We start from the raw sequence: 11668 nt of genomic DNA on the forward strand, positions 1-11668 counted from the left end.
GTGCAATCGTATTGATTTTCGTCCAGTTATTTTTAATGTATTTTTCGACGAATTTGGTTGAAACGACTGTCGACCGTCTCGCCATGCAGCCGATCAGTCCGCCATCAAATGCGCATCCACGAGCGGCGCCAACGCTTCTGCATGGACGCTCGCGAGATCGTGCTCGCCGCCGCGCACCACGTGCAGCGTGGAATTGGCGAGCAGGGCGTTGAGCCGCTCGCCAACCGCGACAGGACTCAACGGATCGTTGTCGCCCCAAAGCAGCAGAGCCGGCTGGGTGACGCTGGCGATCTGGTTCGAAAGGTCCGTATGGAACGAGACGAACCACTCCGGGAAGGCGCTCGTGTCGCCGGCGCGCCAGTTCTGCGCGCCGAGCGCCGCAGTGTCGATGCCGCCCGACGTGACCGAGAGCACCAGATGCGTGACGAACTGCGGCTTTTCGAGCGCCGCGCGCACGGCGATGACGCCGCCCATCGACTGGGCGATCAGTGCCGTGGGCTGATCGAGCATGGCCAGCACGCGCTGCACGATGGCGTCGATGCTCGCGACTGCCGGGTCCGCCGGTTCGCCGCCAAAACCCGGATAGCCCACGAAGCGGCGCGCCACCGGCGTGGCGAGGCGACCGGACAGCGGTTGCCAAAAGGCCTTGTTGCCGGAAGCGCCGGGCAGGAAAAGCAATTGTTCGGGAGTGCTCACGTGTGTTTCTCCAGTGGGCCTGCAAGGAATGATGTGTTCATTGTGCGTCGCCCGCCGGCTGCTGCTCGCGAGCGCGCGATTCGAGCAGCTGGATCAGCAGACGCGCGGGTTCGCTCAGCGTGCCCGGCGCGCGATGCACGAGGCCGACGTCGCGGTGGAACGTGTGCTGTCCGAGATCGATTGCGCGCACTTTGGCGGGCCAGCGCCGCCATGCCGATGTTTGCGGCACCAGCGCGACGCCCACGCCGTTCGCAACGAGGCCGACGATAGCCTCCAGTTCGTCGAGTTCGCTCAGGTCCTGCACGGTGTAGTGCATGCGGCGCAGGAAGCGGTCCACCTGGCGTCCGCCGAACGATGCGCGGTCGTAGCGGATGAAGGGTTGCGTCGCGAGCAGTTCGGCCCAGTCGTGGCCTTTCACATGGCGCGGCACGATGAGGCGGAACGGCTCGCGCGCGAGCGTGGTCCAGCGCAAATCGCTTTGCAGTGCGAAGGGTGGCCGGATGATGGCCGCCATGTCGATTTCGCCCGCATCCACGAGATTGTGAAGCTCCATCGAAACGCCGGGGATCACGCGCGTGCGGCAGCCGGGACAACGGCGGTGGAATTCGGCGAGCGCCTCCGGCACCAGCGCGCGCTGCACGGAAGCGATTGCGCCGAGCGTGACGCGCTCTGTCGCTGCGGGGCCAGCTGCGCTCGAACTCAGGTTTTCATAGAGCCGGATGACTTCCTGCGCCTGGGCGAGGATCTGCTGGCCCATCGCGTTCAGGCGCGCGTTGCGCCCCTCGCGGTCGAACAGCGCGAAGCCCAGCTCAGCTTCGAGGCGCTGCATTTGTGCGCTCACAGCGGCCTGGGTCAGGCCGATCTTCTGTCCCGCCGCGGCGAACGTGCCTTCTCTCGCCACCGCAACGAGGGTTCTGAGTTCGCGTATCATTCATCAAAAATATTTGTGTATTGGAAAATTATATATTGATTTTGTTTTTGCTTCGGTCTGTCTACCATGGCGGGATCGCTTTCGAAGACAGTGGAGACACGCATGTCGCTTTCCCCCTTTCACCTCGCCATTCCCGTTTATGACCTCGCTGCCGCGCGCGACTTCTACGGCCGTGTATTCGGGCTGGCAGAGGGGCGCTCCAGTGCGCAGTGGGTCGACTTCGACTTCTTCGGCCATCAGCTCGTGATTCACGAGCACCCGAAAACGGCCTCGCAGGACCACGCGCACACGAACCCCGTGGACGGCCACGACGTGCCGGTGCCGCACTTCGGCGTCGTGCTGAGCTGGAGCGACTGGGAGGCGCTGGCCGAGCGCCTCAAGACCTTCGGCGTGAAGTTCGTGATCGAACCTTACGTGCGCTTCAAGGGACAGGTGGGCGAGCAAGCCACGATGTTCTTCCTCGACCCGTGCGGCAACGCGCTCGAATTCAAGGCGTTCAAGGATATCGGCCAGCTGTTCGCCAAATAAGCGTGAATGGCCGCGAGGCGATCAAGGTGCCGGCGCAGGCATGAACTTGAACGACGGCGTCGCCACGAAATTGCCCGCCACCTCGTCTGAATAGACCTGGCCCGAATCGATCGTGAGTTTCATCACGGGCGCGCCGGGCTTGAGGTTCAGCTTGCTCAGCGAGACCCAGAACGTATCGGGGCGCGTGGCGGAATCGAAGTAATAGACGCGGTTCGTCTGATCCGCCACCGTGCGCCAGATCGTCGACGAAAGATTCGGCATGTTGGGCGTGGTAATGCCGAGCGGCACGCTTACCGAACGCATGAGGCTCATCACGCTCGCCACGGCCTGATAGTTGGGGTTCTGCTGTGGCACACCCGCCATATAGGCCGGGTCGGGCTTCCTGGGAATCGCGTCGAGCAGAAATGAGGTGCGCACGAAACGATCGGCCGCGCGATTCGTGCCGGGCAGAAAGGCGAGACCGCCCACACCTTTCCAGTACGTATCGAGTGCGAGCTGTTCAGGGTAGATCGGCGAGTTCGTCATTACCTTGTACGCCTTGTCGTGCATGATCACGAGCTTGCCGTCGATATATTCGAGGATGGCCGAGTCGCCTTGCGAATCGGAAAGCGCGAGGTGGATCGTGATCGGTTTGCCGTCCGGCAGCGGCGGCGCAATGATCTGGAATGGCTCGTGGCCAAGCGCATCGACGGCCTCGCCAACCGTGGCGAAATTGTCGAGCACGTATTGCGCCCACAGGCTGATGGCGAGCGGCTGCCGCCCCGAATTGGGCTTGCCGTAATCGGTTTCGGCGAGATAGAGCGCGTTGGCCACGAGGCCGCGCTCGTTCATGCCGTCCACACTGCCGATGTCGTAGCCCGAGACCACCACGCTGCCGTATTTCGAGCGCCAATGCGGCGAGCGCGGGCCCGCGTTGCCGTCGCGTTCGATCCCGGCCGGAAAGACCCAGAGGTTCGAGCGCATGTCCTCGGACCAGTCCATCGAACGCCCTGTGATGACGAGACCGCTGTCGCCCACGTAGAGCGCGCGTGTGCACGCTTGTGCGGGGTCGATGACGAGCGGCGCAGCCAGCAAGGCGAGCGAAGCAGCCAGCACGCAGACTTTCAGGCGCAGTTGCGAACGAACCAGACGGGACATGATGGCGTTCCAGTTGCAGGACGCGCCGATCATGTCATGGAACGCGCTTTCAGCCGTTCCAACATGGCCGAAGCGCAACCGTGCCCCCGCGCGCGCTATGCGGCGCGGATATCGAGGTGCGGTTGTCGCCGGACGGCTGGCGGTTTATCGGTGGTCTATCGCGGCTCAGTGGTGCAGATAAAGCACGGCGCGCGTATGCGAGTGCGCGCCCATGCCCGATTGCGACATGCCGCCCGGCACGCCCCCCACGCCCCACAGCGTGGCATCGTCGGCGCCGCTGCGCGTCGCGACGCGTGCTTCGGCGGCGTGCACGTCTGCGGGAAGTTGCGCGTGCGCCGCGGGGCCGCTGTTCAAATCGACTTGGGCGTAGGCGTTGCCGGTTTGCGCGAAGGCAGCCGCCGGCAAGGTGAGCGCTGCAATGAGCGCGGTTGAATAGATTCCGGTTTTCATGATCCGAACCTCCATCGTGTTCGCCGCGATGCCGTCGGCGAAGGGCCTGGCGGCTCGCAAAACGAGCATAGGAGCGGATTCTTAATCGTGGATTAATGCGAACGCACCGGCGTGTTTTAAGCGAATTTTAATTCTCGCTCGACATAGTAAAAGACGCCTCCCGGCGCAAACCGCGCGTCGAGGCTCGAACAATGGAGGATGAGATGCGTTTTCGCACTGCTATGGCGGCGGCCGCACTGGTGTGCGCACCGGCCCTCGCATTGGCGGCCCAGCCGCTTTTCGTCAACGTCGATGGCCACCTCGTTCCGGCTCAGGGCGAGACCCATGTGGTCCAGACTTCTGCTGGCCCAGTCAAGATCAGCACGTGGAGCTGGCATAGCCCGAACGGCGCCAGCAGCATTCAGGTTCAGAGTAGCAGCGGCGGACCGCCGCCCGCGTGGGCGCTGCAGCAGATGCGCGCGATGACCACGCAGATGTGGGCCATGCAGGCCCAGATGCAGCAGCTCCAGCAGGCGGCATTCAGCGGCGAGTTCGCGATGCCCACACCGATGCCTGTGCTGTTCGCGGTGCCCGCATGGGCAATGCCGGGGCCTGTGATCGTCGTCTATCCGGGGCATGCGCCGGCGCCTGCATCGGGACAACCGCCCGCGGTCGCACCGCCGCATGCGCCAGCGGTGAAAGCGTAAGCACGCGCATCAGCAGAGAGCCGCCAGTTCATTCTGGCGGCCGGCAAATATAATCAGGAAGACTGAATATCGTAAGAGCGTAAGCGTGCTGGGCTGAACAGGCGCTAGGGCTGCTGCCAATGGAAACGATCGCCGCGCAGGGGCGCGCCTTCGTCGTCGAGCTTCTTATCGTCGCCCGGGAGCGTATCGAAATACGACTTGTCGTCTTTCTGGGGCCCCGTATGCAACGCAGCGCGCGAAATGCCAGGCGGGATAGACGAGGGCGAGGCAGGAGGCCAATGCAGCGTGGCAGGCGCCGCGCTCTGGGGAGAGGGCAGACCCGTGTTTTCGTTCGCCGAGGCGAGGCCCATGGCCCATGCGGCCGGGACCGAAGCCAGAACGATCAGCACGGGGAACGTAGCGTGTCTCATACGCGGTCACCACGTGAATGAACTGACTGGGCCTGTATTTTATGTCGCGGCTTAGCGAATTTCCAGGCGCCGACATCACGCAAAGCAGCAAGGCGGGCGCGCCCCCGCGCCACGTTTGGTGCGACTGTCCGTTCCAGACAATTTCCGGCGATTCTTGCGCCAAATAGACGTTATCTGGCCGCTTCGAGTCCGTTTTGAACAGTATTTCGAGGGAATTCATCAAATCTGACGAATGAGTCGGGGGTTCTAGGAAAAGTCGTAAGGGTTTGTTAATATCGCCCGCCAGTGAAAATGAGAATGCTTCTCATTGAAGTATCTGGCAAGCACTGGCGAGACGACCCTTCCAAAACGACATGAACAACCGACAACACGCGCGGCAAGCGCGACGCACGCTGCCGCGGCCGTTGCATATTGCGGCCTGGCTTACTTTCGCGGCGGCTCAGGCCGCTGTTGCCCAAACATCGACGCAGGACAGCGCCGCGACGAGCACAACCCAGAAGGCGCCGCCTCAGGCGGCCGCCACCGGTACGGCCGGCACGGACCAGGCGCTGCCCGCCGTGAAGGTGAGCGCGAGCCAGGTCGCCGATTCGCCGCTGAACCTGAACACGCCGGTGAACAGCGGCGCGCTCGGCACGCGCTCGCAGCTCGACACGCCGTTCTCGACCACGGTCGTGACGGGCGAGAATCTGGCCGAGCGCCAGGTCTACAAGCTCGGCGATGTGTTCGCCGGCGACGCCTCGGTCACCAACAACAGCAACGCCTATAACGCGTGGGCCACCTACATCACCATTCGCGGTCTACCCGTGGACTGGCAAAACGGCTTTCGCATCGACGGTAATCCGTTCATCTCGTACGGCATCACCATGCCCTACGAGCAGCTTGAGCGCGTGGAACTGCTCAAGGGCCTGGGCGGCTTCATGTACGGCTTCGCGCAGCCTGGCGGCCTCGTCAACTACGTGACGAAGCGGCCGGAGAAGGACCCCGTCACGAGCCTCGACGTGGGCTATCGCATGGACGGCGTGCTGAGCACGCATGTGGACCTGAGCCGCCGCTTCGGCCCGGACGACATGTTCGGCGCGCGCCTGAACTACACGAAGGAAGCGGGCAAGACCTATAACGCCGGCGATATCAACCGCAACTCGGTTTCGCTCGCGCTCGATGGCCAGCTCACGCGCGACCTGCAGGTGTGGTTCAACGCGCTCTACCAGACGATTCGTTCGAGCGGCCAGACGCCCGCGATCTACACGGGCAGCTACACGGCGTCGAGCCTGCCCGCGGTGATCAGCGGCGGCAGCAACCTGCTCGGCGGCACCGACCAGCACATCAACACGAACCTGCAGCTCTACACGGCGGGCGTGCGTTACCAGATCACGCCCGACTGGTCGTTCACCACTTCGGGCAGTTACAGCAAGTCGGCGCGCGATCGCAACGAGAGCACGCTCACGCTGCTCAACCAGGCAGGCGACTACACCGACGCGCGCTGGAACGGCGACGAAGCCCATCAGGACATCTACTGGCAGGGCATGTTCGAAGGCAAGGTGAAGACCGGGCCGTTCACGCATCAACTCGTGATTGGCGGCGCGTACCAGCATCAGACCAACAATTACGCGTTGAACTCGATCTATACGGTGCTCGGCAACGGCAATCTGTATCAGCCCAACCCGTGGCGATTCTATTCGGGCGGCGGGCTCGAAACGTACCGCACGAGCGATATCACTCAGGCCTCGGCGTTCGTGAGCGACACGATGCAGATCACGAGCCGCTGGTCGGTGCTCGCGGGCCTGCGTTACACGAACTATAGTCAGAACAACTACGCAACCACGGGCGAAAAGACGTCCCAGTACAGCCAGAACGGCGTACTCACGCCGACTTTCGCGCTGATGTACAAGCTCGAGCCGAACACGACGCTGTACGCGAGCTACGTCGAGGCGCTGGAGCAGGGCGCGATCGTGGACAGCATCTACGCGAACGGTGGGGCGATGCTGCGTCCGCTGCGCTCGCGTCAGTATGAAATCGGCATCAAGAGCGAACACGAGCGCTGGAGCGCGACGGCGGCCCTGTTCCGCATCGAGCGCGGCGCGGCCTATGCGAACGCCGACAATGTCTACGTGCAGGACGGCAATTCGATTTACGAAGGCGTCGAGGCGGCCGGAAGCGTGCGGCTGGGCCGCAGCTGGCAGGTGGCAGGCAGCGTCACGCTGCTCGATACGTGGTACGCGAAGGGCCAGTCGTACAACGGCAATCGTGTGGCCGGCGCGCCGACCTTCGTCGCCGCGGGCCGCGTGACTTACGACGTGCCTTACGTGCAAGGCCTGCAACTGGGCGCAGATGCGAAGTTCACGGGCAGCACGCAGGTGCGCCCCGCCAACAATCTGGAAACGGGCGGCTACATGCTCGTGAACGTGGGCGCGAACTACTTCACCCGCATTGGCGGCCACGACGTGACGCTGCGCGCGGCCATCGACAACATCACGAATCGCCGTTACTGGATGTACCAGTACTCCGATTACATCGCGCCGGGCGATCCGCGCACGGTCAGCCTCAACGCGAAGATCGACTTCTAAACGTTCGATTCGCTAGAACGCGCGGGCGCATGGCTGGATTCCGGCATGCGCCCGCGTGCCGTTTACGAAATCGGCTGCGAGTCAGGCGTCGGGTTGCCGAGATTGTCGGTGGGCACGTATTGCTGATCGAACGCCGCCACATACAAGGCCCATTCGGGGTCGCCCAGATCCACGAGCAGCGCGCCGTCCTGCCAGATGTCGTTGTGGTCGTTCGCGTCGTTGCCCGCTTTGTGGATGAACTCGCCCTTCGAGCCCTGGTTCATGTGGACGTCGTGGATGCCGTCGCCTTCGCTGTAGAAGCGGCCGAACACGTAGACGTCGAGCGACGATTGTTGCGCGCGCAACAGCAGGCGTTGCAGCGAGGCGACGGGCTCCACCTGGTCGGAGCCGTCCATGACATCGCTGTTGCGCCATGCGCCCGTATTGGCGAGAAAGTCGCTCCGCTCGAAGTCGATGGCCGGCAGCGCTTCGGTGCCCGTGAGATCGGTCGAGCCTTCGGCCGCGCCCTCGAGCGTGGTGAGCACGTTGTGGTTGAAGTCGTACACGAGTTTGTACTTGAGCAGGTCGTCCGCGTCCGTGGTGCCGACGTTCACAGCGATGTCCCAGCGCGCGCCGTTGACCGTCACACCGAAGTGCAGGTGGTACTGGACTTCGTGTGGCCGCCGCGTCGCCTTCAACTGCGGTGCGGAAACAATCTTCGCCTTGACGTAGCCGTAAGGAAGGGCCATCGCGCGCTCCTCGTAGTTCAGGTGGACTCGCCATTGTGCCGCGCGAACGTGAACTTGCGCTTACAGCGTGCGCGCGATGCCGTGCCCATCGCTTTACGGTTGCTCGACTGCGGCTGTCGGCGCGCTTTCACGGCGGCGCCGGCAGCCTCACACGGCGCTCAGCCCAGCGCCACGACCGCGATTTCCACGAGCAGTTGCGGCGACGCCAACTGCGCTTGCACAGTCGCACGTGTGGGCGCGCAACCTTCGGGCACCCACGCGTCCCATACCTCGTTCATGCCCGCGAAGTCGCGCGCGATATCGGCGAGCCAGACCTGCGCGGAGACGAGCCGCGTCTTGTCGATGCCGGCCTTGGCGAGAAAGCCGTCGATTTTCGCGAGCACGGCGGCGGTCTGGATCTTCACGTCGGGCGACGGATCCGCCGACGTTTGTCCGCCCACGAACACGAGTCCGGCGGCTTTCACGACTCGGCTCATCCGTTGATTGGTTTCGATACGAACGATATCGTTCATGTGTCTGCAAGCTCCTTCGCCGCAAGGGCGATACAGGGTGAGGGAATCGAAGGCGTCAGTGCGCGGCAACGCCGGCCAGCGGCGCTTGCACCGAGGCGCGCTCGAAGCGGTCGATTACAAACGCATCGAGCGAAAGCGAAGGCGTGCCGTCGAGGACGAGTTCGGAAACGAGCCGTCCGCACGCGGGCCCGAGTTGAAAGCCGCTGCCGCAATAGCCGAATGAGTAGTAGAGATTCGCGGCGCGCCGGCTTGCCGAGATGATCGGCAGCGAGTCGGCCGTGAACGCTTCCACGCCGGCCCATGCGCGGTTCACGCCCAGATGGCGCAGATGCGGAAACAGATCGACGACGGTCTGCGCGCTTTTCACGAGCCGCATGAAATCGACTTCGCCGTGCCGGCCCGGCAGATCGGCGATGCCGATCAGCTTGCCGCCGATCACCACGGTGCCGTTGTCGAACTGCTTGAACGAAAGCGGCCGGCCCGTTGCGCCGAGCGTCGCGCGGCAGAAGGGCGCCACGCGGTGTGTGACCATCAGCATGAGCCCTTCGGGGTGCACGGGCACCGGCTCGCCGGCCTGGCGCGCCAGTTCGCCCGACCACGCGCCCGCCGTGACGAGCAGCTTGCGCGCGGCAAAGGTGCCGCGCGGGGTTTGTGCGATCCAGCGCTCGCCGCGCGGCTCGATGTGCGTGACTGCCGTGCCTTCGTAAAAGCGCGCGCCGTGCTTCTGCGCGGCGAGGCGAAACGCGGTGGTGGTGCGAAAGGGCAGCGCATAGCCGTCGCGTTCGACCCAGATGCCGCCCGTCACGTGCTTCGCCAGTGCCGGTTCGAGTTCGAGCACCGTCTCGCGGTCGATCAGCTTTTCGTGCGTGAAGCCGTGCGATTCGAGCAGCGCGACGCGTTCACGGCACTCCTCCAGCTCGGCCACGGTTTCGGCAATCTTCAGTTGTCCGGACGGAACGAAGCCGCCGTCGTCGCCGATGGTCTCGGGCAGCGCGTGCCAGATTTCGCGCGACATGAGCGCAAGCGGAATCTCGGGGAGCGGGCGGCCGAGCGTGCGCACGCCGCCCGCGTTCACGCCCGACGAATGGCGGCCCACGTAGTCGGCTTCGAGCACGATCACGCTGGCGCCGCGCCGCGCCATGTGGAAGGCGCTGCTCGAACCGTGCAGGCCGCCGCCGATCACGAGCACGTCCGCTTCCTGCAGGGCGCTAGCAGGGGGAGTTCGGGCGTCATTCACCGGCGAGTTCTCCGAGCGTGAGCGGCTTGATCGGCGGGCGGATGCGGTAGTAGCCCACCTCGGCTGGCGGCACCTTGCGTGCATCTGCGATCACTTCGGTCACGGTAAGGCCGCACATGCGGCCCTGGCACGGACCCATTCCGCAGCGTCCGAACGACTTCGCCTGGTTCGGGCCGAGGCAGCCCAGGCCGACGAAGCCGCGCAACTCGCCCGCCGTCACTTCTTCGCAGCGGCAGACGATAGTGCTGTCGGCGGGGATGCGGTTTGCGTCGCGCGGGCGGTAGAGGCTGTCGAGGAAGGGACGAATGCGCATCACGCGGTCGAGTTCCGCGCGATGCGGACCCGCCTCGCGATCGCGCGCGGCTGCATCGATCGAGCCTAGCTGTGTGGCGGCGGCAAGCGCCGCAAGCACGCCCTGTTGCGCCGCCGCCTGGGCTCCGCCGATGCCCGCGCCGTCGCCGGCCACGAAGATGCCCGGCACGTCCAGCTCTCCCCATGCATCCGTTTGCGGTGTGAAGCAAAGCTGCCCGTTGTCCCAGCGATGCGTGGCGCGTAGCGCCTGCGTGAACTGCGTGTTGGGCACCACGCCCTGGTGCAGCAGGATCACATCGGCCTCGGCGCGGTGCGCGCGGCCTTGCGACGTGAACGTGAGCGCAGCGGCGCGCTGCACCCCGTCGCTGCCCTGGCGGCCTTCCACGGCGAGGTCGTCGGCGGCTTCGAAAATGGGCACCCTGGCTTCGCGCAGCGTGCGGATCAAATGCAGGCCTTTGCTCAGGAACGGCCATGAGCGCAGTGCGGCAAGCAGGTGGCGTTTCGCGCGCCAGCGGTCTTCGTGGCGCGTGGTGTCGACGAGCGCGCGAATCGGCACGCCTGCCCGTACGTATTGCCAGCCGAGCAGGTAGAGCAGCGGTCCGCAGCCCGCGAGCACGGGCGGCGAGGCGGGCACTTCGCCCGCACTTTTCAGCAGGATTTGCGCGGCGCCCGCTGTGAGCACGCCGGGCAGGGTCCAGCCCGGAATGGGAAAGGGCCGTTCCAGCGCGCCGCTCGCGAGAATCACGCGCTTGGCCTGGAAACTGCCTACCTTGCCGTCCTTGAGGTAGTGAACGACATGTTCGCGCGTGACCTGCCATACGCTGGCATGGGCGACATGGCGCGCGCCGGAATGCGCGAACGCCTGGGCGATGGCGTCGCCCGCCGCGTAGTCGGGGCCAAGTATCTCCTTTCGGCGCGCGTCGGCGCGGCCTATCGCGCGATAGATCTGGCCGCCCACGGCGTCTTGCTCATCGATCAGGACGACTGAGAGTCCGGCGCGCGCCGAACGGGTCGCCGCGCTCATCCCGGCGGGACCCGCGCCGACCACGACGACATCGACGGCTTGCGCATTGAAATCGGTTTTGGCATCGCCTTGATAATCACCGGGCATGAGCGTTCTCCTCGAGCGTGTCGGCATTCGCGCCGGGTTCGGGCGGCAGGTCGCGCGCGCCTTCCTGTGAGCGGATCTGCATGCCCGCGCGCACGGGCACCATGCAGCTCTGGCGGCTCGGCACGCCGTCTATCTCCACGAGGCATTCGAAACATGCGCCCATCATGCAGAACGGCGCGCGTGGCGCACCCGAAACGGGCGTCGCGCGAAAGCGCGATACACCCGCGGCGAGCAGCGCGGCGGCGACGGAGCGGTCGGCGGGCACGGACAGCGGCTGGCCGTTGAACCAGATATCGACGCGCGTTTCGGCGTCGGAGAGCGTCTTGAACAGCGGCGCAGGCGCTTGGGTAGATTGGGCGGTCATGG

Annotated in this window: 13 protein-coding genes; 3 read left to right on the plus strand and 10 right to left on the minus strand. The window is 64.9% G+C overall.

Annotated elements, in window-relative coordinates:
- Window positions 1–93: 93 nt before the first annotated feature.
- Window positions 94–696, minus strand: a complete 603-nt coding sequence (locus tag E1N52_RS01120) for an alpha/beta fold hydrolase (RefSeq protein WP_133179394.1) — start codon at window positions 694–696, stop codon at window positions 94–96.
- Between the two features lie 37 nt (window positions 697–733).
- Window positions 734–1627, minus strand: coding sequence for a LysR family transcriptional regulator (locus E1N52_RS01125; RefSeq protein WP_133179396.1), 894 nt, complete (start codon window positions 1625–1627; stop codon window positions 734–736).
- A gap of 102 nt (window positions 1628–1729) precedes the next feature.
- Here E1N52_RS01125 and E1N52_RS01130 point away from each other — a divergent pair, with 102 nt between their 5' ends.
- The gene (locus E1N52_RS01130) at window positions 1730–2155 is read left to right on the plus strand and encodes a VOC family protein (RefSeq protein ID WP_069263638.1); all 426 of its coding nucleotides are present in this window, start codon (window positions 1730–1732) and stop codon (window positions 2153–2155) included.
- Between the two features lie 21 nt (window positions 2156–2176).
- Here the strand turns inward: E1N52_RS01130 and E1N52_RS01135 are convergent, their stop codons facing one another.
- Together E1N52_RS01135 and E1N52_RS01140 are read right to left on the minus strand one after the other, a co-directional pair.
- On the minus strand, window positions 2177–3292 hold the full coding sequence (locus E1N52_RS01135) for a linear amide C-N hydrolase (protein ID WP_133179398.1): 1116 nt from the start codon (window positions 3290–3292) through the stop codon (window positions 2177–2179).
- Between the two features lie 165 nt (window positions 3293–3457).
- Window positions 3458–3742 (minus strand): DUF4148 domain-containing protein, encoded by a 285-nt coding sequence (locus tag E1N52_RS01140; protein ID WP_133179400.1) that lies wholly within the window; start codon window positions 3740–3742, stop codon window positions 3458–3460.
- Window positions 3743–3945: 203 nt separating this feature from the next.
- Here E1N52_RS01140 and E1N52_RS01145 point away from each other — a divergent pair, with 203 nt between their 5' ends.
- Entirely contained in the window at window positions 3946–4428 is a 483-nt protein-coding gene (locus E1N52_RS01145; protein WP_133179402.1) for a hypothetical protein, read from the plus strand.
- Between the two features lie 104 nt (window positions 4429–4532).
- Here E1N52_RS01145 and E1N52_RS01150 read toward each other — a convergent pair whose 3' ends face one another.
- Window positions 4533–4838: a hypothetical protein gene (locus E1N52_RS01150; protein WP_133179403.1), complete on the minus strand. Its 306-nt coding sequence runs from the start codon at window positions 4836–4838 to the stop codon at window positions 4533–4535.
- A 353-nt stretch (window positions 4839–5191) separates the two neighbouring features.
- Between E1N52_RS01150 and E1N52_RS01155 the strand changes: the two genes are divergently transcribed.
- A complete protein-coding gene (locus E1N52_RS01155) occupies window positions 5192–7402 on the plus strand; it encodes a TonB-dependent siderophore receptor (RefSeq protein ID WP_205965547.1) in 2211 nt (736 codons plus the stop codon).
- Window positions 7403–7464: 62 nt separating this feature from the next.
- Here the strand turns inward: E1N52_RS01155 and E1N52_RS01160 are convergent, their stop codons facing one another.
- The 5 genes from E1N52_RS01160 to E1N52_RS01180 form a co-directional block, all read right to left on the minus strand.
- Window positions 7465–8130 (minus strand): DUF2278 family protein, encoded by a 666-nt coding sequence (locus E1N52_RS01160; RefSeq protein WP_133179405.1) that lies wholly within the window; start codon window positions 8128–8130, stop codon window positions 7465–7467.
- Between the two features lie 158 nt (window positions 8131–8288).
- A complete protein-coding gene (locus E1N52_RS01165; RefSeq protein ID WP_028202204.1) occupies window positions 8289–8642 on the minus strand; it encodes a RidA family protein in 354 nt (117 codons plus the stop codon).
- A gap of 55 nt (window positions 8643–8697) precedes the next feature.
- Window positions 8698–9879, minus strand: coding sequence for an NAD(P)/FAD-dependent oxidoreductase (locus E1N52_RS01170; protein ID WP_133179407.1), 1182 nt, complete (start codon window positions 9877–9879; stop codon window positions 8698–8700).
- Window positions 9872–11302: an FAD/NAD(P)-dependent oxidoreductase gene (locus E1N52_RS01175; RefSeq protein WP_133179408.1), complete on the minus strand. Its 1431-nt coding sequence runs from the start codon at window positions 11300–11302 to the stop codon at window positions 9872–9874. Before E1N52_RS01175 ends, E1N52_RS01170 begins: the two co-directional genes overlap by 8 nt.
- A complete protein-coding gene (locus E1N52_RS01180; protein ID WP_133179410.1) occupies window positions 11292–11666 on the minus strand; it encodes a (2Fe-2S)-binding protein in 375 nt (124 codons plus the stop codon). Before E1N52_RS01180 ends, E1N52_RS01175 begins: the two co-directional genes overlap by 11 nt.
- Window positions 11667–11668 lie beyond the last annotated feature (2 nt).

The organism is Paraburkholderia guartelaensis (assembly GCF_004353905.1).
Taxonomy (GTDB): domain Bacteria; phylum Pseudomonadota; class Gammaproteobacteria; order Burkholderiales; family Burkholderiaceae; genus Paraburkholderia; species Paraburkholderia guartelaensis.